This window comes from Nocardioides sp. J54 (genome assembly GCF_000519005.1).
In the GTDB taxonomy this organism is placed as follows: Bacteria; Actinomycetota; Actinomycetes; order Propionibacteriales; family Nocardioidaceae; genus Nocardioides.
Genome location: NZ_JAER01000006.1, coordinates 25,571 through 46,520 on the forward strand (window position 1 = coordinate 25,571; position 20,950 = coordinate 46,520).

17 protein-coding genes are annotated in these 20,950 nt (G+C 73.5%); 10 read left to right on the top strand and 7 right to left on the bottom strand.

The window, feature by feature from the left end:
• Positions 1 to 151: 151 nt before the first annotated feature.
• Positions 152 to 838: a metal-dependent transcriptional regulator gene (locus NOCJ54_RS0105945; RefSeq protein ID WP_028654767.1), complete on the bottom strand. Its 687-nt coding sequence runs from the start codon at positions 836 to 838 to the stop codon at positions 152 to 154.
• A gap of 51 nt (positions 839 to 889) precedes the next feature.
• Here NOCJ54_RS0105945 and NOCJ54_RS0105950 point away from each other — a divergent pair, with 51 nt between their 5' ends.
• Entirely contained in the window at positions 890 to 1,594 is a 705-nt protein-coding gene (locus NOCJ54_RS0105950) for a hypothetical protein (protein ID WP_028654768.1), read from the top strand.
• Positions 1,591 to 3,240: a glycoside hydrolase family 13 protein gene (locus NOCJ54_RS0105955; RefSeq protein WP_028654769.1), complete on the top strand. Its 1,650-nt coding sequence runs from the start codon at positions 1,591 to 1,593 to the stop codon at positions 3,238 to 3,240. The genes NOCJ54_RS0105950 and NOCJ54_RS0105955 overlap by 4 nt, the downstream gene beginning before the upstream one ends.
• Before the next feature lie 152 nt (positions 3,241 to 3,392).
• On the opposite strand, the gene NOCJ54_RS0105960 is transcribed toward NOCJ54_RS0105955, so the two are convergent.
• The 6 genes from NOCJ54_RS0105960 to NOCJ54_RS0105985 form a co-directional block, all read right to left on the bottom strand.
• Positions 3,393 to 3,854 carry a MarR family winged helix-turn-helix transcriptional regulator gene (locus NOCJ54_RS0105960; protein WP_036517052.1) on the bottom strand — a complete coding sequence of 154 codons (462 nt, stop codon included), beginning with the start codon at positions 3,852 to 3,854 and terminating at the stop codon, positions 3,393 to 3,395.
• Complete coding sequence (locus NOCJ54_RS24110; RefSeq protein ID WP_232221691.1) at positions 3,851 to 5,584, bottom strand: MFS transporter; 1,734 nt, start codon at positions 5,582 to 5,584, stop codon at positions 3,851 to 3,853. Before NOCJ54_RS24110 ends, NOCJ54_RS0105960 begins: the two co-directional genes overlap by 4 nt.
• 564 nt (positions 5,585 to 6,148) lie before the next feature.
• Positions 6,149 to 8,119, bottom strand: coding sequence for an ABC transporter ATP-binding protein (locus NOCJ54_RS0105970; RefSeq protein WP_028654771.1), 1,971 nt, complete (start codon positions 8,117 to 8,119; stop codon positions 6,149 to 6,151).
• Positions 8,116 to 9,855, bottom strand: coding sequence for an ABC transporter ATP-binding protein (locus NOCJ54_RS0105975; RefSeq protein WP_028654772.1), 1,740 nt, complete (start codon positions 9,853 to 9,855; stop codon positions 8,116 to 8,118). The genes NOCJ54_RS0105970 and NOCJ54_RS0105975 overlap by 4 nt, the downstream gene beginning before the upstream one ends.
• Positions 9,855 to 10,451: a TetR/AcrR family transcriptional regulator gene (locus tag NOCJ54_RS0105980; RefSeq protein ID WP_198020129.1), complete on the bottom strand. Its 597-nt coding sequence runs from the start codon at positions 10,449 to 10,451 to the stop codon at positions 9,855 to 9,857. The genes NOCJ54_RS0105975 and NOCJ54_RS0105980 overlap by 1 nt, the downstream gene beginning before the upstream one ends.
• 296 nt (positions 10,452 to 10,747) lie before the next feature.
• Positions 10,748 to 12,460, bottom strand: a complete 1,713-nt coding sequence (locus NOCJ54_RS0105985; protein WP_028654774.1) for a CocE/NonD family hydrolase — start codon at positions 12,458 to 12,460, stop codon at positions 10,748 to 10,750.
• Between the two features lie 48 nt (positions 12,461 to 12,508).
• Between NOCJ54_RS0105985 and NOCJ54_RS0105990 the strand changes: the two genes are divergently transcribed.
• The 8 genes from NOCJ54_RS0105990 to NOCJ54_RS30485 all read left to right on the top strand — a co-directional run bounded on the left by NOCJ54_RS0105990 (position 12,509) and on the right by NOCJ54_RS30485 (position 20,942).
• On the top strand, positions 12,509 to 13,444 hold the full coding sequence (locus NOCJ54_RS0105990) for a patatin-like phospholipase family protein (RefSeq protein ID WP_028654775.1): 936 nt from the start codon (positions 12,509 to 12,511) through the stop codon (positions 13,442 to 13,444).
• 386 nt (positions 13,445 to 13,830) lie between these two features.
• Positions 13,831 to 14,853 (top strand): 3-oxoacyl-ACP synthase, encoded by a 1,023-nt coding sequence (locus NOCJ54_RS0105995; RefSeq protein ID WP_051485520.1) that lies wholly within the window; start codon positions 13,831 to 13,833, stop codon positions 14,851 to 14,853.
• Positions 14,844 to 15,701 (top strand): MBL fold metallo-hydrolase, encoded by an 858-nt coding sequence (locus NOCJ54_RS24115; RefSeq protein WP_051485521.1) that lies wholly within the window; start codon positions 14,844 to 14,846, stop codon positions 15,699 to 15,701. Before NOCJ54_RS0105995 ends, NOCJ54_RS24115 begins: the two co-directional genes overlap by 10 nt.
• Before the next feature lie 4 nt (positions 15,702 to 15,705).
• The gene (locus NOCJ54_RS24120; protein WP_051485522.1) at positions 15,706 to 16,995 is read left to right on the top strand and encodes a F390 synthetase-related protein; all 1,290 of its coding nucleotides are present in this window, start codon (positions 15,706 to 15,708) and stop codon (positions 16,993 to 16,995) included.
• Positions 16,995 to 17,972: an NAD-dependent epimerase/dehydratase family protein gene (locus NOCJ54_RS0106010; protein ID WP_036517054.1), complete on the top strand. Its 978-nt coding sequence runs from the start codon at positions 16,995 to 16,997 to the stop codon at positions 17,970 to 17,972. The genes NOCJ54_RS24120 and NOCJ54_RS0106010 overlap by 1 nt, the downstream gene beginning before the upstream one ends.
• Positions 17,969 to 19,126 (top strand): glycosyltransferase, encoded by a 1,158-nt coding sequence (locus NOCJ54_RS29795; RefSeq protein ID WP_036517056.1) that lies wholly within the window; start codon positions 17,969 to 17,971, stop codon positions 19,124 to 19,126. The genes NOCJ54_RS0106010 and NOCJ54_RS29795 overlap by 4 nt, the downstream gene beginning before the upstream one ends.
• Entirely contained in the window at positions 19,123 to 19,683 is a 561-nt protein-coding gene (locus NOCJ54_RS24125) for a hypothetical protein (RefSeq protein WP_051485523.1), read from the top strand. Before NOCJ54_RS29795 ends, NOCJ54_RS24125 begins: the two co-directional genes overlap by 4 nt.
• On the top strand, positions 19,680 to 20,942 hold the full coding sequence (locus NOCJ54_RS30485; RefSeq protein WP_028654779.1) for a glycosyltransferase: 1,263 nt from the start codon (positions 19,680 to 19,682) through the stop codon (positions 20,940 to 20,942). Before NOCJ54_RS24125 ends, NOCJ54_RS30485 begins: the two co-directional genes overlap by 4 nt.
• The last annotated feature ends 8 nt before the right edge of the window (positions 20,943 to 20,950 follow it).

A 20,950-nucleotide genomic window follows, 5' to 3' on the forward strand; every position in this document is an offset into this window, starting at 1 on the left:
GAGGGAGCGACGAAGGAGCGACCGGAGGCGCAGGGAGGCGCCGTCCCGCGCGCCGACGGTCTTGCCGCCACCCGGACGTCACCACCTGCCGGAGGCAACTGCGGCGCGGCAGCGCGGCGCGAGGCACGAGCGACGCGCTCGCGCCATCCAGCTAGAGCCGCTTCACGAAGATGTGGTCGGCGGCCTCGGGGAAGATCTCGGCGGTCTCGCCGCCAGCACCGACCAGCACACCGTCGGCGGTGGCCTGGATGGTGATGGTCTTGTCGGGCAACGCGCCGACGCGGCGCATCGCGCTCATCAGCGACTCGTCCTTCTGCATCTCCTCGGAGATGCGGCGGACCAGGGCGCGGGAGCTCTCGATGCCGGCGGCCTTGGAGAGCGGCTCGACGTCGTCCATGAACTCCGGTGCGACACGGACCTCGCCGAGCTCGTCGAGGCCGGGGATCGGGTTGCCGTAGGGCGACTCGGTGGGGTGGTCGAGCAGCTCGAGGAGGCGACGCTCGACGTTCTCGGAGATGACGTGCTCCCAGCGGCAGGCCTCCTCGTGGACCTGCTCCCAGTCGAGGCCGATGACGTCGACGAGCAGGCGCTCGGCGAGGCGGTGCTTGCGCATCACGCGGGTCGCGAGGCGGCGACCCTCGTCGGTCAGCTCGAGGTGGCGGTCACCCTCGACCGTCAGGAGGCCGTCGCGCTCCATGCGGGCGACCGTCTGCGACACCGTGGGACCGCTCTGGTGGAGGCGCTCGGCGATCCGCGCGCGCAGCGGGACGATGCCCTCCTCGATCAGCTCGTAGATCGTGCGGAGGTACATCTCGGTGGTGTCGATCAGGTCGCTCACCCGACCATTCTTACCTATGGCTCCCCTCCCCCGGGCTGGCAGGCTGGTGGGGTGACCTCGCTGCTCGTGCCCCGACGCTTCAACGGCCCGCCCCGCTCCGGGAACGGAGGCTGGGTGTCCGGAGCCCTCGCCGCCCGGCTGCCCGGAGAGGGGGTGGGCCGCCCCGTGACGGTGACCCTGCGCCAGCCCCCGCCGCTCGAGGTGCCGATGCCGGTCTCGCCCACGGCGAACGGCGCGATGCTGAGCCACGACGGCGGCGTGGTGGCCGAGGCGGCGTACGCCGAGCACGAGCCGACGCCGGTCGCCCCGCTGCCGGTCGGGCGGGCTGCGGAGGCGGAGGCGGCCTACCGCGGCCACCGCGTGCACCCGTTCCCCAGCTGCTTCGTGTGCGGGACCTCGCGCCGGGTCGGTGACGGGCTGCGGATCTTCGCCGGGCCGGTCGAGGGCGAGCCGGAGGGACGGGTCGCGGCGACGTGGACGCCGTACGCGAGCGACGTGCCGACCACCTGGGCGGCGCTGGACTGCCCGGGCGGCTGGTCCAGCGACCTCGAGGGCCGCCCGTCGGTGCTGGGCCGGATCACGGTGGAGGTGCGGCAGCTGCCGCGCACCTCGGAGCGTTACGTCGTGGTGGGCGAGCAGCGCCGGATCGACGGGCGCAAGACGCTCACCGCAGCCACCCTGTTCGGCCCGGGCGCCGAGGTGGTCGCGACGGCGGAGCACGTGTGGATCGCGGTCGACCCGGAGAGCTTCCGGTGACCGCCGCGGCCGAGCGGCCGTGGTGGTACGACGCGGTCGTCTACCAGGTCTACGTCCGCAGCTTCGCCGACGGCCTGCCGGTGCCCGGTGACGGGGTCGGCGACCTGCGGGGCATCACCTCGCGGCTGCCGTACCTGCGCGACCTCGGCGTGGACGCGCTGTGGATCACGCCGTTCTACCGCTCGCCGCAGAAGGACCACGGCTACGACGTCGCGGACTACTCCGACGTGGACCCGCTGTTCGGCGAGCTGGCCGACGTCGACACCCTGCTGGCGACGGCGCACGACCTGGGGCTGCGGGTCATCGTCGACCTGGTGCCGAACCACACCTCCGACCAGCACCCGTGGTTCCAGGCCGCGCTCGCGGCCGGGCCGGGCTCGCCGGAGCGGGCCCGCTACCTGTTCCGCGACGGCAAGGGGCCGGGCGGCGCGGAGCCGCCCAACAACTGGGGCTCGATCTTCGGCGGGCCGGCGTGGACGCGGGCGAGCGAGGCGAACGGCGAGCCGGGCCAGTGGTTCCTGCACCTGTTCGACAGCACGCAGCCCGACCTCGACTGGCGCAACCCCGAGGTCGGCGACATGTTCGAGGGCGTCCTGCGGTTCTGGCTCGACCGGGGCGTCGACGGCTTCCGGGTCGACGTGGCGCACGGTCTCTTCAAGGAGGAGTCGCTGCGCGACCAGGTGCTGCCCGACCCGGACGACCCCGACGACCCCGACGACCCCGACGGGACTGGCGCCGTCGGCGAGCCGCGGCAGGCCGAGTCGATGGTCGAGCGGGTGGTGCGCGACGAGCCGATGTGGGAGCAGCCGGAGGTCCACGACGTCTACCGCCGCTGGCGCCGGGTGCTCGAGGAGTACCCCGGCGACCGGATGGCCGTCGCCGAGGCGTGGACCCAGACCCCGGAGTCGATGGCGGAGTTCATCCGTCCCGACGAGCTGCACCAGGCGTTCAACTTCGCGTGGCTGAGCGCCCCGTGGTCGGCGTCCGCGTTCGCCGAGGTGGTCAACACCTCGATCGCGGCGGTGGCAACGGCCGACGCGGCCCCCACCTGGGTGCTGTCGAACCACGACGTGGTGCGCCACCCGACGCGGTACGGCGGCGGGCCGGCCGGCCTCGCCCGGGCCCGCGCCGCGACGCTGGCGATGCTCGCGCTGCCCGGCTCCGCGTACCTCTACCAGGGCGAGGAGCTCGGGCTCGAGCAGGTGGACGTGCCGCCCGAGGCGCGGCAGGACCCATCGTGGTTCCGCACCGGCGAGCCCGGCCGGGACGGCTGCCGGGTCCCGATGCCGTGGTCGGGCTCGGCTCCGCCGTACGGCTTCGGCGGGCCGGAGGGCACCCAGCCGTGGATCCCGCAGCCGACGGGCTGGGCGGGGCTGACCGTCGAGGCACAGCAGGCCGACCCGGACTCGACGCTGGCGTTCTACCGCCGCGCGCTGGCGACGCGCCGCGAGGTGTTCGCCGGCGCGGACGACGAGACCACCGCCGCGACCGACGGTGACCTGCTGGTCTTCCGCCGGGCCGGGGTGACCGTCGTCCTCAACGCGGGCACCTACCCCGCCCCGCTCCCCGCCGGCGAGGTCCTGATCAGCAGCGGCCCGCTCCCCGGCGCCGTCCTGCCCCCCGACACCGCCGCCTGGGTCCGCTGACACGTCGAGGCGTCACCTGTGGCCCGTCGAGACGTCACCTGTGGCCCGTCGAGGCGTCACCTGTGGCCCGCTCGGCGCGGTAGTCCCTGACGAAAAGCACCGCGACACGCCGTACGACGGTGCTTGTCGTCAGGGACTACCGCAGCCCGTGCTCAGTGGTCGCCGGGCTCCGAGAGGGCCTGGTTGTAGCGGCGGAGGGTGGCGACGAAGGACGACATCTCCTCCGGCGTCCAGTCGTCGAGGCGGTCGGCGAGGCGACGGCGACGCTCGGCGGCGACGCTGTCCATCCGCTCCACGGCCTCCGCGCTCGCGGTGAGCAGGGTGGCGCGGCCGTCGGCCGGGTCCGGCTGGCGGTCGATCAGCCCGAGGTCGATCAGGTGCTGGACCTGGCGGCTGATCGCGCCCTTGTCGATGTCGAAGACCTGGCCGATCGCCGAGGCCCGCACCGGGCCGTTGTCGCGGACGTAGCCCAGCATGAGGTACGACGCCGGCAGCAGCTCCGGGTGCACGGACCGCGCACGTTCGCCGATCACGCGCCGGATCCGGCGGATCAGCACGCCGACCTCGCCCTCGAGCTCGCGGAGGACGTCGGTGCGGGACAGTGTCGTGCTCATCGGGAGCCATCCTCCCGGACGGAGGTGCCGCCGGTGAAGACCGGCTGGTCGACCGGCTCGCCCGTGGCCACCAGCCCGGCCTGCACCTCGCTGTCCGCGACGCTCGGCGCCTTCGCGACCGACGCACCGTCAGCCGGGGCAGCCGGGGCAGTCGGGGCAGCCGGGGCGGTCGGGGCGTGGTTGGAGGTGCGCAGCGGGACCTCCTTGATGAACAGGATGCACAGGAAGCCGGCGATCGCGAACGGGACGGCGACCATGAACAGGTGGCCGACGGCCTCGCCGAAGGATGCCTCGTAGAGCGCGCGGATCGGGCCGGGCAGCTCGGACAGGGTCGGGATGTCACCGGTGGAGTGCTGCATCTCGGCGAGCTGCTCCTGGCTGACCTGGCCGCTGGCGACCAGCTTCACCAGCCCGTCCTTGACGCTGCCGGTGACCTGGTGGGCGAGCACCGCACCGAGGGCGGCGACACCCGCCGAGCCACCGATGGACCGGAACATCGCGACCACGGAGCTGGCCGCACCGAGGTCCTCGGGACGGGTGTTGTTCTGCACCGCGAGGACGAGGTTCTGCATGGTCGCACCGACGCCGACGCCGGTGAGCGCCATCCAGAGGCCGACGATCCACAGCGAGGTGGTGGAGTCGATCGTGCCGAGCAGGGCGAGGCCGGCGATCAGCAGCACCATGCCGCCGACCAGCCACCGCTTCCAGCGACCGTCGCGGGTGATCACCCGGCCGCTGACGATGCTGGAGACGAGCAGGCCACCGACCATCGCGACCGACATCAGGCCGGCCTCGGTGGGCGTCATGCCGCGGGAGAGCTGGAAGTACTGGCTCAGGTAGACCGTCGCGCCGAACATCGCGACGCCGATCATGACCGACGTGGCGGTCGCCAGCGAGGTGGTGCGGTCGCGGAAGAGGCGCAGCGGGATGACGGGCTCCGCCGCGACCTTCGCCTCGACCCACAGGGCCGCCGCGATGAGCAGCAGGCTGCCGCCGACCAGCGCGGCCGACGTACCGGACACCCAGTCGAAGTTCGTGCCCGCGAGGCTGACCCACACCAGGATCAGGCTGATGCCGCCCATGATCAGGGTCGCGCCGAGGTAGTCGATCTTGACCTGACGCTTCACGACGGGCAGGTGCAGCGTCTTCTGCAGCACGACGAAAGCGACGGCCGCGACCGGGATGCCGATGATGAAGCAGCCGCGCCAGCCCAGCGGGCTGTCGACCACGAGCCCGCCGAGCAGCGGGCCGCTGACGGTGGCGGTGGCGAAGACGGCGCCGATGTAGCCGCTGTAGCGGCCGCGCTCGCGGGGCGGGACCATCGAGGCGATGACGACCTGGACCAGCGCGGTCAGGCCGCCGACGCCGAGGCCCTGGAAGGCACGGGCGCCGATGAGCACGCTCATCGACGGCGCGACCGCAGCCGCCACGGAGCCGGCCGAGAAGATGACGAGCGCGACCTGGACCAGCAGCTTCTTGCTGAACAGGTCGGCGAGCTTGCCCCAGATCGGGGTGGTCGCGGTCATCGTGAGCATGGTGGCGACGACGACCCACGTGTAGCCGGTCTGGCTGCCGTTCAGGTCGGTCACGATCGCGGGCAGCGCGTTGCTGACCACGGTGCTCGAGAGCATGGCCACGAACATCGCCAGGAGGAGCCCGGTCAAGGCCTCCATGATCTCGCGGTGGGTCATCTGACCCGTCTCGGCGGTCGCCGGGGAAGTAGTTGACATGAATCAACCATATCCCCGATTAGTTGACTCAGACAACTTTCTGTGACCGGGCCGACACCGGACCCAGGGTGCCGGGGCGCCGGGGCGCCGGGACGGTACGACGGCGCCGTACCCGCCACCTCGGGCAGCCATGACCCGCACGTCGCGGCGCCACAAGACGCACGTCGCACCGCCACAAGACGCACCTCGTGGCGCGAAGCGTCACACCTCGCGGCGCGAAGCCCCACACCCCGCGGGGGAGGGGCGGGCAGGACGACGGGAAAAAAGGAGCGACCCGCAGGTGTGGTCCGCGGAGGGACCCCGTCCGGTGGATGGTCCGGACTCACCTGCGGGTCGGGTGGCTGCGTTGGATTCGCGTCGCAGCCGAAGCAATTCGCACTGCGGGGCTGCTAGCGGGCAGCCACCTCACGCATCCGATGAGAATTCATTCTTCGGACCACCTCCTTTCCCGTGTGCGACCACCGTAGGTCGCGTCCGGGCGCCACACAATGGATTAACGCCGGCAGGCCCCCAGCCCACTCAGCCCACTCAGCCCACTCAGCCCACTCAGCCCACTCAGCCCACTCAGACCGCGGCCGCCGCGAACTGGGCCGCGTGCAGGCGGGCGAAGGCGCCGTCGCGCTCGAGCAGCTCGGCGTGCGAGCCCTGCTCGACGATCCGCCCGTCCTCCATGACCAGGATCAGGTCGGCGTCGCGGATGGTCGAGAGGCGGTGCGCGATGACGAACGAGGTCCGGTCGGTGCGCAGCGCGGCCATCGCCTTCTGCAGCAGCAGCTCGGTGCGGGTGTCGACCGACGACGTCGCCTCGTCGAGGATGAGCAGCGCCGGCTGGGCCAGGAACGCCCGGGCGATGGTGATCAGCTGCCGCTCCCCCGCCGACAGGTTCGAGCCCTCGTCGTCGACGCGCGTGTCGTAGCCGTCGGGCAGCGAGTGGACGAACCGGTCGACGTACGTCGCCCGCGCGGCCTCGCGGATCTCCTCCTCCGTCGCGTCGGGCCGGCCGTAGGCGATGTTGTCGCGGATCGTGCCCTCGAACAGCCAGGTGTCCTGCAGCACCATCCCGACCCGGCTGCGCAGCTCGGCGCGCGACATCGCGCTGACGTCGGTGCCGTCGAGGGTGATCCGGCCGCCCCTGAGCTCGTAGAAGCGCATGACCAGGTTGACCAGCGTGGTCTTGCCGGCGCCGGTCGGTCCGACGATGGCGACCATCTGGCCGGGGTGCGCGACGAGCGAGAGGTCCTCGATGAGCGGCTCCTCGCCGTACGAGAAGGACACGTGGTCGAAGACCACCTCGCCGCGGGTCTCGATCCGCGCCGGCAGCGCTGCGAGCGAGGACGGGTCCGCCTCCTCCTCGGCGTCGAGCAGCTCGAAGACCCGCTCGGCGGAGGCGACACCGGACTGCAGCAGGTTCGCCATCGACGCGATCTGGGTGATCGGCTGGGTGAACATCCGGGTGTACTGGATGAACGCCTGCACCTCGCCCAGCGACAGCGAGCCGGACGCGACGCGCAGGCCACCCACGACGGCGATCACGACGTAGTTGAGGTTGCCGATCAGCATCATCAGCGGCATCACCAGGCCACTGATGAACTGCGCGCGGTACGACGACTCGTAGAGCTGCTCGTTGGCGTCGTCGAACTCGGCCTCGACCGCTGCACGGCGGCCGAACACGGTGACCAGCGCGTGCCCGGAGATCGCCTCCTCGACCTGGGCGTTGAGCCGCCCGGTCTGGCGCCACTGGCCGATGAACTGGCCCTGGGAGTGCCTCATCACCCGGCTGGTGGTGAACATCGCGATCGGCACGGAGACCAGCGCGATCAGTGCCAGCAGCGGCGAGACCCAGAACATCATCCCGAGCACGCCGACCACCATCATCAGCGAGGTGAGCAGCTGGCTCATCGTCTGCTGGAGGTTCTGCGCGACGTTGTCGATGTCGTTGGTGACCCGGCTGAGCAGCTCGCCGCGCGGCTGGCGGTCGAAATAGGCCAGCGGCAGGCGGTGGATCTTCTCCTCCACGTCACTGCGCATCCGGCGCACGGTGCCCTGCACGATGTCGTTGACGAGGTAGCCCTGCAGCCAGCCGAGGACCTGGCCGCCGACGTAGATCGCCAGCGCCATCAGCAGGATGTCACCGACCGCGCCGAAGTCGACGCCGCGGCCCGGCACGAAGTCGAGGCCGTCGAGGAACCCGGCGAGGCCACTGTCACCGCGGGCCTCGGCGTCGGCGACGACGTCGGCCTTGGTCGTGCCCGGGTCGATCCGGCCACCGATGAAGCCGTTGAACACGGCGTCGGTGGCGCGGCCGAGCAGCCACGGGCCGACCGCGACGGAGGCGACCGAGCCGGCGGCGAGCAGCAGCACGGCCACTGCCCGGCCGCGGGCGGGTCGGAGCAGCTGGAGCAGGCGGCGGGCGGAGCCGCCGAAGTCGTCGGCCTTCTGGCCGACCATGCCGCCCATCGGGCCACGCCCCGGGCCGCCCTGCTGGACGATCCGCTCGGTGGTCCTCATGGTGCCGGAGGGCTTCTGGTCGCTCATGCCGCCACCTCCTCACCGCTCACGCCTTGCGAGGCGGCGATCTCCCGGTAGGTCTCGTTGTCGGCCATCAGCTCGTCGTGCGTGCCCTGGCCGACCACCCGGCCGTCCTCGAGCACGAGGATCTGGTCGGCGTCGCGGATCGTCGCGATCCGCTGGCCGACGATGAGCACGGTGGCCTCGCGGGTCACCGGCGCGAGCGCGGCGCGCAGGCGGGCGTCGGTGGCGACGTCGAGCGCCGAGAACGCGTCGTCGAAGAGGTAGATCTCCGGTCGTCGTACGAGCGCGCGGGCGATGGCGAGCCGCTGCCGCTGGCCGCCGGAGACGGTGGTGCCGCCCTGGGCGACCGCGGTGTCGAGCCCGTCGGGCATCTCGCGCACGAAGTCCGCGGCCTGCGCGATCTCCAGCGCCTCCCACAGCTCCTCGTCGGTGGCCTCGGGCCGCCCGTAGCGCAGGTTCGAGGCGATGGTGCCGGAGAAGAGGAAAGCGCGCTGCGGCACCAGGCCGATGCGCGACCAGAGCAGCTCGGGGTCGAGCTCGCGAACGTCGACACCGTCGACCCGCACCGTGCCCTCGGTGGCGTCGAGCAGCCGCGGCACCAGGTTGACCAGGGTGGTCTTGCCGGCGCCGGTCGAGCCGATGATCGCCACCGTCTGGCCGGGGCGGGCGGCGAGGCTGACGCCGGACAGCACCGGCGCCTCGGCGCCGGGGTAGGTCAGCCCGACGTCCTCGAGGTCGAGGTGGCCGGCGACGTCGACCTCGGTCACCGGCTCCGCGGGAGGTACGACGCTCGTGCTGGTCGCCAGGACCTCGCTGATCCGGTCGGCGCTGACCGCCGCGCGCGGCACCATCATCAGCATGAACGTCCCCATCATCACCGACATCAGGATCTGCATCAGGTAGGCCAGGAACGCGGTGAGCGCACCGACCTCCATCTGCCCGCTGTCGACGCGGTGGCCGCCGAACCAGATCACCCCGACGCTGGCGACGTTGGACACCCCCATCACCAGCGGGAAGAGCGCCGCCATCCACCGGCCGGCGCGCAGCGACACCTCGGTGAGCTCCTCGTTGGCGTCCTCGAACCGCTTCGTCTCGTGCGGCTCGCGGACGAACGCGCGGACCACGCGGATACCGGTGATCTGCTCGCGCAGCACCCGGTTGACGTCGTCGAGCCGCTCCTGGACGGAGCGGAACGCCGGCACCATCCGGGACACGACGATGCCGATGCAGACGAAGAGGACGGGCACGACGGCGACGACCAGCCAGGACAGGCCGGCGTCCTCGCGGACCGCCATGATCACGCCGCCGAACATCATGATCGGGATGGTCACCGCCATCATGCAGGTCATCACCGCGAGCATCTGGACCTGCTGGACGTCGTTGGTCGCGCGGGTGATGAGCGAGGGCGCACCGAAGGTGGAGACCTCGCGCGCGGAGAAGCTGCCGATGCGGTGGAAGAGCCGCTGGCGCACGTCGCGGCCGAAGGCCATCGCCGTGCGCCCGGCGAACCACGCGGACGACATCGAGCAGACGGCCTGCACGAGCGCGATGCCGAGCATCACGGCACCGATCCGCACGACGTACGCGGTGTCGCCCTTGGCGATCCCGTTGTCGATGATGTCGGCGTTGAGGTGCGGCAGGTAGAGCATCGCGACCGTCGCCGTGAGCTGCAGGAGCACGATGGCCACCAGCCAGCGGCGGTACGGCGCGAGGTGGGTCCGCAGGAGTCGGAGGAGCATCAGTCTCGGCTGCTTTCGGTGGTGTCCACGACACCGTTGAGCACGATGTCGACGATCTCGGTTGGGGTCAGCAGGTCGCCCTCGGCGATCTCCGCGTGGGAGCCGGCGAAGGTGAGCACGCGCCAGGCGTGCAGGACCCGCTCGGGCGGCATGGTGAGGCGGTCGCGGTCGGGCTCGAGGAGCGCGAGCTGCCGCTTGCGCGCCGCCTCCATCCCGGCTGCGACGTCCGGGTGCTCCATCACGTGCGCCGGCGGGCCGACGGCACCGATGGCGCTCATCAGCCGGAAGATCGCGAGGAAGCGCTGCTGCAGGATCGTGGTCATCGCCACCATCCGCTCGCGCAGCGGCAGGTCGATGTCGATCTCCTCGAGCCGGGTCAGCACGTCGCCGACCTCGAACGCCCGCGCGACGGTGGCGTCGACCAGCTCGTCCTTGGAGGCGAAGACCCGGAAGATGGTCCCCTCCGCCACGCCCGCCGCCTCGGCGATCAGCCGGGTGGTGACCCGGAGGCCGTGCTCGTAGAGCAGGGGGCGGGTCGCGCGGATCAGCGCCTCGCGGCGCTCCTCCGGCGACATCGGTGCTGCACGACGGGCCACGCCCGCCAGCCTAAGTGAGTGAGCACTCACTCACCAAACCCTTTTCCTAGCTCCCACGACTCGTCGAGACGGCACTTGTGGCAGGTCGAGTGGTCAGTCGTGGCACGTCGAGTGGTCACTTGTGGCCCGTCGAAGCGTCACTTCCGGCGCGTTGAGACGTCATCTCTGGCGACCGGCCCACCGTCGTACGACGGTGACCACTCGACGTGCGCGAAGTGACGTCTCGACGGGCCGGAAGTGACCAGTCGACAGGCCACACGTGACGTCTCGACGGGCCACAAGTGACGTCTCGACGGTCAGGGGAGGTCGAGGGTGCTGCCGGGCAGGACGGGGAGGCGCAGGCGGGCGCCGTCGGGGCCGCCGAGGCGGAGGGTGTGCAGGCCGGGGAGCGCGAGCGGGGAGGCCAGCGACGTGCCGACGAGCTGGACGCGGATCCGGTGGCCGGCGCGGAACCGGTTGCCGACCGGCCACAGCTCGACCTGGTACCGGCGGAACTGGCCGAGCCGGGCGGGCGAGGGGTTCGTGTAGTCGCCGTACGGCTGCACGACGCGACCCTGGTCGTCGGTCAGCGACCTCTCCTCGACCACGCCGGGGAAGCTCGTGGAGAGCCGGCCGACGGTGAGCGGGTGCGCCCGGCCGTCCGGCGCGACGTCGGACAGCACCGCCCAGATGCCCGACCCCGGGGTGGTCGTCGCGAGCTCGAGGTCGAGGGTGACCGGGCCGGCGAGGTCGACGTCGCTACCCAGTGGCGCGGTGGTGAAGGACTGGCCGGTGAGGCCGTCGATGCTCGCGAGGTTGGACTGCGCCAGCAGCGGCAGCGCGCCCGTCAGCGCGCTGAGCCCGCTGGCCTCGAGCAGCGAGGTGTTCGGGACGTCGGTCATCGTCGGCAGGGACGGCACGGTGAGGTACGACGCCGTCGTGCGCCGCGCGGGGACGCTCGGCGACAGCCCCTTGCCCGACGCCAGCGCGAGCTCGGTCCACGTGGTGCCGGGCACCGGCCAGTCGTCCGCGGTGACGGTCACGTGCTCCCCGGCGAGGTACGACGCGCGCGAGCCCTGCGCGAGGGTGAGGCTGACCCGCGGCGCATCCTCGATGCCGTTGTCGATCCCCCGCACGTGGTGGTCCAGCCACGCCGCTGCCTCGGCGGCGCCGCCGTCGGTGCCGGCCGGGAGGCCGTCGTGGCCGCCCTCCATCACCAGGTGCGCCCCGTCGGCGCGCAGCGCGCGGAAGGCCTCGAACGCGCCACGCGACTCGACGTCGTAGAAGCCGTTGACCATCAGCACGGGGATGTCGTTGGCGTCCCCGCGCCAGCCGCGCTGCTGCCACCACTCGTCGAGGGTGGGGTGGGCGAGCACGTTCAGCCCGGTGGCGAAGAGCCCGCCGACGACGTCGAGCGCGGAGCCGGGGTCGCGCTGCAGCCGGTCGAGGCCCTGCAGCAGCGCCGGTGCGCCGATCAGCGCGAGCACCCCGGCACCCGGGAGCAGGTTGAGCACCCCGCCCGGCACGAGCAGGTCGCGGTAGAGCTCGTGCGTCCCGGACTTGAGGATCGCCGCCTCCACGCAGGGCAGCTCGAGGTGCCAGGAGTTGTAGAGCGTGATCGCGCTGGCGGAGAACCCGTTGAGCGCGAGGCGGCCGTCGCTGAACGGCTGCTGGCACGCCCACTCCAGCACCTCGACGACGTCGGCCTGGGTGCGCGGGCCGAGCGCGTCGAAGGACCCGTCGCTGTCGCCCGTGCCGCGGATCTGGACGAGCAGGAAGTTGTAGTCCGCGCTGACGTCGAGCGACTCGCTGCCGCGCCCGTACGGCGAGAACTCGACCACCGTCGGCTTCGGGGTCACCGGCCCGGTGCTGGTCAGCGTGGTCTGCAGCTCCACCCCGTCGGAGGTGGTGAACCGCTCCTGGACGACGACGTCCTGCGGCTCGTCGGCCCGCACCGGTGCTGGAGCGAGGGCGAGCCCGGAGGCGGTGACGACGGCGGCGAGCAGAGCGGCCCCGGTGCGCTTCCCCATGGTGGCCCAACGACGTCCTGCGGGTCGGGCTATGCGGACAATGGGGCCATGGCCCGCGTCGCACTCGTCCTCGGCTCCGGCGGTGCCCGGGGCTACGCGCACCTGGGCGCGGTCGACGAGCTCCGCTCCCGCGGCCACCAGGTCGTCGCGGTGTCCGGTACGTCGATGGGGGCGCTTGTGGGCGGCCTCGTCGCGACCGGCAAGGACCGGGAGTTCGCGGACTGGGCGACCACGCTGACCGGCCGCCGCGTGCTGCGGCTCGCCGACCCCACGTGGGCCGGCGGCGGCGCGGCGACGGCCGAGCGGCTGATGGCGCACCTCGAGGAGATGCTCGGCGACACGCTGATCGAGGACCTGCCGGTCCCCTACACCGCCGTCGCCACGGACCTCGCTGCCCGCCGCGAGGTGTGGTTCCAGCGCGGGCCGCTGCTGCCCGCGATCCGCGCCTCCATCGCGATCCCCGGCCTGTTCACGCCCGCCGTCGTCGACGGCCGGATCCTCGTCGACGGCGGCCTGCTCAACCCGCTCCCGCTCGACCCGACCGCCGCCGCGGCCGCCGACTTCACCGTCGCCGTGTCGCTCCAGGGCCCGCGCGCGCCGCACGAGCCCTCCTCCCCCGCCCGCGGCTTCTCCGTGCGTCGCGCCGAGTGGGCCGCCGACCTGCGCCGCCGCTTCCGCCGCTCCGAGGCCGCGTCCGTCGACGACCTCGTCGAGGACGTGCCTCTCGGCGCCGTGGAGGCGCCCGCCGAGTCGGCCTCGGAGGTGGACGTCCGCCCCGACGTCCGTACGTCGGAGGTGGTGTCGCTGTCCTTCGACGCGATGCAGAGCCTGATCACGCGCTACCGGCTCGCCGCCCTCCCGCCCGACGTGCTGGTCACCGTCCCCCTCGGTGCCGCCCGCACCCTCGACTTCCACCGCGCCGAGGAGCTCATCGAGCTCGGCCGCCAGCTGACCCGGCAGGCCCTCGACGACGCGGAACGCTAGCCACCTGCTCGAGCGCGTCGCCTGTCGTGCTCGCCTGGCCCACGAGGCGGACCGTGCCCAGCGCAGCCCGGTGCACCACGGCCGGAGGTTTCGAGGCTCGGCGCCGGGGCGCCTCGCACCTCAACCACCGGCAGACCGGCACCGCGCCGGGGCGCCTCGCACCTCAACCACCGGCAGACCGGCACCGCGCCGGGGCGCCTCGCACCTCAACCACCGGCAGAAGGCGCCCTGTAGCCCCCGGTGGTTGAGGTGCGACGAGCGCCAGCGAGGAGCCTCGAAACCACCGGGCCCCTAAGGCGGACGGTGCCCAGCACAGCCCGGTGCACCACGGCCGGCGCGGGAACCTCCCACCGCCTCACCCCGCACGCCGTATCCTCCGAGTCACCATGACCAAGGAGGACCTGGTGCCGACAGCGTCGTCTCGGGGGCCGCGCGCCCTCCGCATCCTCGGGACCGGTGCGGCGGTGCCGGACGTGGCCCTGACCAGCGCCGAGCTGGACGAGCGGCTGGGGCTGCCGCCGGGCACCGTCGAGGACAAGACCGGCGTCCGGGTGAGGTACGTCGAGCGCGGTTCTGCCGCGGAGCTCGGGGCGCGGGCGGCACGGAAGGCACTGGCGGCAGCGGGTGTCGACCTCGACGACGTCGACGTGGTCATCGGCGCCAGCGCGACCCCGGACCAGCCGCTGCCGTGCAACGCGGCGCTGCTGCACGAGGAGCTGGCCCCGGGGCGACCGATCCCGGCGTGGGACGTCAACGCCAGCTGCATGAGCTTCCTCGTCGCGCTCGACCTCGCGGCCACGCTGGTCGACGCGGGCCGCCACGAGCGCATCCTCATCGTGTCCAGCGACCTCGCCTCGGTCGGCCTCGACTGGTCCGACCTCGGCGCGTCCGGCATCTTCGGCGACGGCGCCGCGGCGGCGGTGGTGGGGCCGGCCGACGGCTCCGGGTCGGCCGTGCTGTCGTCGGGCTTCGAGACGCACAGCGAGGGCGCGCACAGCTGCGAGATCCGCGGTGGCGGCTCCCGCTACGCCCCCGACCGCGTGGAGGGCGACTACGCCGACTGGGGCCGCTTCCGGATGGACGGCGGTGCGGTGTTCCGCCTCGCGTTCCGCCACCTGCCGCCGTTCGTCGACCGGCTCCTCGCCGCGGCCGGCGTGACGATGGACGACCTGTCCGTCGTCGTGCCGCACCAGGCGAGCCACCACGGCATCAGCTGGGTGCGCCAGCAGCTCGGCGCCGGCGACCGGGTCGTCGACATCTACGCCGAGCACGGCAACCAGGTCGGCGCCTCGCTGCCGTCGGCGCTGCACGCGGCGATCGAGACCGGGCGGCTGCGGCGCGGCGACCACGCGCTGCTGCTGGGCACCGGCGCCGGGATCAGCCTGGGCGGGATGGTGCTGTGCTACTGACCCCGCTCCCCCAGCAGCCCGAGGTCACCTTCCACTGGCTGCGCGTCGGCCACTGCAAGGGTCCCGAGGCGATGGCCCGCCAGGGCGGGCGGTTGCGGCTGATCGAGTTCCCGTCGTACGTCGGCGCCCTGCACCACCCGGATCACGGCTGGACGCTCTTCGACACCGGCTACTCGCAGCACTTCTTCGACACCACCCGCCGCTTCCCCGAGCTCGTCTACCGCAACCTGCTGCCGGTGACGCTGCCCGAGGCGGAGCACCTGCCGCACCAGCTGGCAGCGCTCGACGTCGAGCCCGGCGACGTACGACGGGTCGTGGTCTCCCACTTCCACGGCGACCACGTCGGCGGCCTGCTCGACTACCCCCACGCGCGGTTCATCGCCGGTGCCGCGGGTGCCGAGCAGGCGCTGTCGCTGCGCGGGGTCAACGCCGTGCGGCACGCGATCGTGCCGGCGTTGCTGCCCGACGACCTGCGCGACCGGCTCGACCCGGTCGAGGAGTTCCCGGAGCTGGCCGTCGGCGGGCTGCGCACGTGGGACCTGCTCGGCGACCGCAGCCTGCTCGCGGTCGACCTGCCCGGGCACATGCCCGGCCACCTCGGCCTGCTGTTCACCTCCGGCGGGCGGCAGGTGATGCTCGTCGGCGACGCAGCCTGGACGACCCGGTCCTTCCGCGAGGTGCGCCCGCCCTCGCGGCTGGCGAAGGGGATCATGCACGACTGGTCGAGCACCGTCCGCACCCTCGGGGCGCTGCACGACCTCGACGCCGCGCACGACGACCTGCTCGTCCTGCCCGCGCACTGCCCCGAGGGCGCCGCCGCCTGGGCGGCCGGGACGGGCAGGGCCTGAGGAGATGGCCGGCAGCCACGCGGCAGTGGCCGCGGCGTTCGCGCGCGAGCGCTGGCTCCTCCCGCGGAGGTACGACGCCGCGCGGGCTCGGGCGCTGGAGCGGTTCCTGCGCGAGGACCTCCCCCGCGCGTCCTTCTACGCGCCGCACGCCGGACGTCCGCTCGCCGAGCTCCCGGTGGTCGACAAGCGCACCGTGCTGGCGGACTTCGCGGCGTTCAACCGGTTCGGGATCACGCTGGAGCAGGCGCTCGAGGTCGCCGAGGCGGCCGAGCGCTCGCGCGACTTCACCACCACCCTGCCGGGCGGGGTGACGGTCGGGCTGTCGTCGGGCACCACCGGCACCCGCGGGGTCTTCCTCGTCTCCGAGCAGGAGAGCCGCCTGTGGGCCGGGATCCTGCTGGGGCAGGTGATGGCGCCCGCGTCGCTGCGCACGCTCGCCCGCCGGCCGCTGCGGGTCGCCCTCTTCCTGCGCGCCAACAGCAACCTCTACGAGACCCTCGACAGCAGGCGGGTGCGCTTCACGTGGCACGACCTGACCGTCCCGGTCGAGGACCACCTCCCGGACCTGCCGGGCACCGACGTGCTCGTCGCGCCGGCGAGCGTGCTGCGCCGGGTCGCCGAGGCCCGCCCGGCCGGGCTGCGTCCGCTGCAGGTGGTCTCCGTCGCCGAGACCCTCGACCCGGAGGACGAGGCGGTCATCCGGGAGGCGTTCGGCCGGCCGGTCGAGCAGATCTACCAGGCCACCGAGGGCCTGCTGGCCGTCAGCTGCCCGGCCGGACGCCTGCACCTCAACGAGGCCCACGTGCACGTCGAGCCGGAGTGGCTCGACCACCGCCGCTTCCACCCGGTGGTCACCGACTTCACCCGGACCACGCAGCTGGTGGTGCGGCACCGCCTCGACGACGTGCTGCTGGCGGCCCCCGGCCCGTGCCCCTGCGGAGGCCCGGGACGCAGCATCGCGGCCGTGCTGGGCCGCGCCGACGACGTGCTGCACCTCGACCCGTCCGGGGTCGCTCCCGGCAGCAGTGGCGAGCGCACGACGGTCCCGGTCTGGCCCGACGTGCTGCGCCACACCGTGGCGCTGGCCGGCGACCTCGGCGACTACCGCATCGAGCAGCACGGTCCCGAGTGGCGGGTCGCGGTGACCGGTGACCCGGCCGCGGTCCCGCGGGTCGCCGCCGAGGTCACCCGGCTCGCGGAGCGGCTGCGTGCGCGACCGCCGGCCGTCGTACCCATGGCGTGGCCGGACGAGGCGCCCGACCAGAAGCGCCGCAGGATCAGGAGGATCGCGTGATGAAGCTGCTGGTGACCGGGGCGTCCGGGTTCGTCGGCGGACGGCTCGTCGAGGTCGCGCGGGAGGCCGGGCACGAGGTGTTCGGCGTCGGTCGCCGGCTGGTCGACCGCACGCCCTTCGCGGCCGACGACTACGCCAGCGTCGACCTCGGCCGGGTGGCCGCCTCCGGCCTCCCGGACCTGCCCTGGCAGCCGGACGCGGTGGTGCACTGCGCGGCCCGCGCGACGCCCTACGCCCCGCGCCGGGCCTACGACCGCGACAACGTCGACGCGACCCGCACCGTCGTCGAGTGGTGCCGCCGGCTCGGCCGACCGCGCCTGGTGCACGTGTCGTCGAGCTCGGTGCTCTACCGCGACGGCGACCAGCTCGACCTCACCGAGGACTCCCCCGTCGGACCGCCGTTCGCCAACGACTACGCCCGCACCAAGGCCGCGAGCGAGCAGGTCGTCCGGGAGTACGACGGCAGCTGGGTCCTCGCCCGTCCCCGGGCCGTCTTCGGCCCGGGCGACACGGTGCTCTTCCCGCGGATCATCGCCGCTGCGAAGGCGGGTCGGGTGCCGCGGCTGACCGGGCGGACGGAGCCGGCGGTCGGCGACCTGATCTACGTCGACAACCTCGCCGACTACCTGCTGCAGCTCGCGGCGCGCCCGGAGCTCGGCGGGGTCTACAACCTCACCAACGCCGAGCCCGTCGAGATCCAGGCGATGCTGCTCGAGGTGATCGACCGGCTCGGGCTGCGACCGCCCACCCGGGAGGTCAGCCTGACCACCGCGATGCGCGCGGCCACCGTGCTGGAGCGCGCCTGGCGGCTGCTGCACCTGCCCGGCGAACCGCCGATCACCCCCTACGGCGTGGGCGTCCTGAGCTGGTCGAAGACCTTCGTGCCGGACAAGATGCTGGGCGACCTCGGCAAGCCCCGGGTCTCCGTCGCCGACGGCGTGGACCGGTTCGTCGCGTGGCAGAGGGAGCGGTTGTGAGCGGCCGCGGCGTGGTCACCGCGGCCGCGGCGGGCTACCTGGCGCTGCACGCCGGCAAGGCCGCCACCACGCTGCGTTCCGCGTCGCGGGCACCGTCCGCCGTGGCGCCGGACGAGGAGGCCGTCGCGCAGGTCGTCGTCGTGCAGCCGATCCTGTCCGGCGACCCGGGGCTGGAGGACGCGCTGCGCGACAACCTCCTCGCGCTCGCGGGCGCCCGGTTCTGCTGGCTCGTCGACGAGGACGACGCGGAGGCGCAGCGGGTCGTCGGCGCGATCACCGCCCAGCTGGCGCGATCCGGCGAGGCCGGCCGGGTCGAGGCCGTCACCTGCCCGGCCGCACCCGACGGGGTGAACCCCAAGCTGGCGAAGCTCCAGCCGGCCCTCGACGCCGCGGCCGACGACGAGGTCTTCCTGGTCCTCGACGACGACACCCGGTTGCCGCGGGAGAGCCTGGGCGCACTGCTCGCCGGGCTGGAGCGGGCGACGCTCGCGACCGGCCTGCCGGCGTACCTCCCGGGCAGCACGGTGTGGGCGCAGCTGGTCGAGCAGTTCGTCGACAACAACGCGGCGATGACCTACCTGACCCTCGACCCGGTCACGATCAACGGGATGACGTGGGCGATGCGGGTGCGCGACCTGCGCGCGCTGGGCGGGTTCACGCCCCTGCTGCGCAACCTCACCGACGACCTCGCCGTGGCGCGGGCGGTGCTCGCCGGCGGCGGCACGATCTGCCAGACCGCCTCACCGCAGTGGATCACCACCACCGTCGCCGGCCCGGGCGCCTACGTGCGGCTGATGCACCGGTGGATGCTGTTCGCGAACCTCCTGCTGCGCCGCCAGCCGGCGCGCACCGTCGCGGCGATCAGCGCGTTGCACGGCGTGCACCCGACGCTGCTGTGGACCGTGCTGCTCGGGTCGGTGCGCCAGCGCCGCCTGCTGCCGCTCGTCACCGTCCTCGGCGGCCGGGCGGCGCTGCTGCGCGTGCTGCAGCGACGGATCTACGGTCGCCCGCTGCACCGGCCCGGGGTCTCGCTGGCCTCGGAGCTCGTGCAGCCGCTGCACCTCGGGCACGGGGCGGTGCAGCGCACGATCCGCTGGCGCACCCGGACCTACCGCGTGCGCAGCGACGACGACTTCGCCCCGGTGGACGGATGAGGCTCCAGGTGCTCCACCTGACCGGGCAGAGCGACCCGCGCAGCTGCGCGCTGTCGCCGGTCCAGCACGCCTTCCTCGACGACCTGCCCCTGCCGGAGGAGGCGAAGGTCCGGCTCAACTTCCCGTACGACGACGCGCTGGCGCCGTACCGCGCCGTGCCGCTGTGGCTCGGGAGCCTGCGCCACGTCGTGCTGTTCTGGCGGGTCCGGCTGCGGCGAGGCGCGTGGGTGGCCCGGCACCGGCCCCTGGTGGAGGCGCAGCTGCGCCGCGCCGAGCGCAGCCTGGTGCTGGCCGGGTCGATCGGGCTCGACCTGCTCGGCCGCCTCGACCTTCCGCGGGAGCTGCTCGACCGGCTCACCGTCGTCGCCTACGGCGCGGTGGCGACCCGCCCACCGGCCTGCCGCACGATCCGGGTCGCGAGCCGTCGCGACCACCTCGCCCGCTGGTGGCCGCACGACGTCACCGTCGACGCCGGGCACCTCGATTACCTGGCCACCCCCGAGCTCGCCGAGCTGTGCGGACGCCTGGCCACCGAGCTCGCGGGGGAGGCCGCGTGAAGCGCATCGACGTCATCACGCCGCCGATGGCCGGTCACCTGCACCCTGCCCTCGGCGTGGCCCGCCGTCTGGCGGACGAGCCCGGCCTGTCGGTGCGGGTGATCAGCACCCCGGCCGCCCTGCCGGCCGTCGCGGCGACCGGGGTCCCCGGCCTGGCGCTGCTCGAGGGCGCCGACGAGCTGCTCGAGACGGTGGTCAACCCGCCGTACCGGATCGGCAGCAGCCCGCGGAGGCTGTTGCGCCAGTTCCGCGCGGCCGCCGCCCTGCAGCGCGACTTCCAGGCCGACCTGCTCGACCTGTGGGCGGGCGACGCCCCGGACCTGGTGGTCGCGGACTTCACCATGGCCGCGGTGGGGCCGGCGGCCGACGCGGCCGGGCTGCCGTGGTGGACCCTGCACCCGTCGCCGTGCGCGATCGAGGGACGCAGCGGCCCGCCGGCGTACCTCGGCGGCTGGCGGCCGGGGGTCACGCCGCTGGGCCGGGCCCGCGACGCCGTGGGGCGACGCTGGGTGCACGGGTTCAAGCGGGTGACGCCCCGGATCGCCCGGGTCCGGCTGGCCGACGTGGGCATCGACGCGATCTACCGCCCCGACGGGTCGGAGCGGATCTACTCCGCCGACCGCGTCTTCGCCCTCACCCCTGCCGCCATCGAGTACGACCGCGCCCTGCCGGCCTCCGTGCGCTACGTCGGTCCGGTGCTGCACACCCCGCCGACTGGCCGGCCCCCGGTCGAGCTCGAGCCGGGGCACCGGCACGTCCTGGTCACCGCCGGCACCCACCTGCCGTGGCACAAGCAGGCGCTGCTGGACGCGGCCGTCGGTGCCTCCGCCAGCCTCCCGGACGACGTGGTGCTGCACCTGAGCCTGGGTGGCACCGGCGGCGTCGCCCGGACGGCGTTGCCGGCGGGGGTGGTCGTGCACGAGTTCGTCGACTACGAGCGCGACCTGCCGCGCTTCGACGCCGTGGTGCACCACGGCGGCGCCGGGGTCCTGGGGCACACGCTGGCGGCCGGACTGCCGGCCGTCGTGTGGCCGGTGGACTACGACCAGTTCGACCACGCCGTCCGGCTCGTCGACGCCGGCGTCGCCGTACGCCTCCTCCGGCCGGCAGGCCTGGGCAACCGTGTCCGCCAGGTGCTCGAGGACCCCCGCTACCGGGCGGCCGCGCAGCGGGTGGCGGCGGAGGTCGCGGCGGCGCCGGCCGTCGAGCAGGTGGCAGCAGAGGTCCGCGCGCGCCTGCTGGGCGGGGAGGCCGGGTGAGCGACGAC

Excerpts from the sequence above, each read along its gene's own strand:
- NOCJ54_RS0105960 (WP_036517052.1), bottom strand. The coding sequence starts at position 3,854 with ATGAGCACGACACTGTCCCGCACCGACGTCCTCCGCGAGCTCGAGGGC.
- NOCJ54_RS24110 (WP_232221691.1), bottom strand. The coding sequence starts at position 5,584 with ATGTCAACTACTTCCCCGGCGACCGCCGAGACGGGTCAGATGACCCAC.
- NOCJ54_RS0105970 (WP_028654771.1), bottom strand. The coding sequence starts at position 8,119 with ATGAGCGACCAGAAGCCCTCCGGCACCATGAGGACCACCGAGCGGATC.
- NOCJ54_RS0105975 (WP_028654772.1), bottom strand. The coding sequence starts at position 9,855 with ATGCTCCTCCGACTCCTGCGGACCCACCTCGCGCCGTACCGCCGCTGG.
- NOCJ54_RS0105985 (WP_028654774.1), bottom strand. The coding sequence starts at position 12,460 with ATGGGGAAGCGCACCGGGGCCGCTCTGCTCGCCGCCGTCGTCACCGCC.
- NOCJ54_RS0105990 (WP_028654775.1), top strand. The coding sequence starts at position 12,509 with ATGGCCCGCGTCGCACTCGTCCTCGGCTCCGGCGGTGCCCGGGGCTAC.
- NOCJ54_RS0105995 (WP_051485520.1), top strand. The coding sequence starts at position 13,831 with ATGACCAAGGAGGACCTGGTGCCGACAGCGTCGTCTCGGGGGCCGCGC.
- NOCJ54_RS24120 (WP_051485522.1), top strand. The coding sequence starts at position 15,706 with ATGGCCGGCAGCCACGCGGCAGTGGCCGCGGCGTTCGCGCGCGAGCGC.
- NOCJ54_RS0106010 (WP_036517054.1), top strand. The coding sequence starts at position 16,995 with ATGAAGCTGCTGGTGACCGGGGCGTCCGGGTTCGTCGGCGGACGGCTC.
- NOCJ54_RS24125 (WP_051485523.1), top strand. The coding sequence starts at position 19,123 with ATGAGGCTCCAGGTGCTCCACCTGACCGGGCAGAGCGACCCGCGCAGC.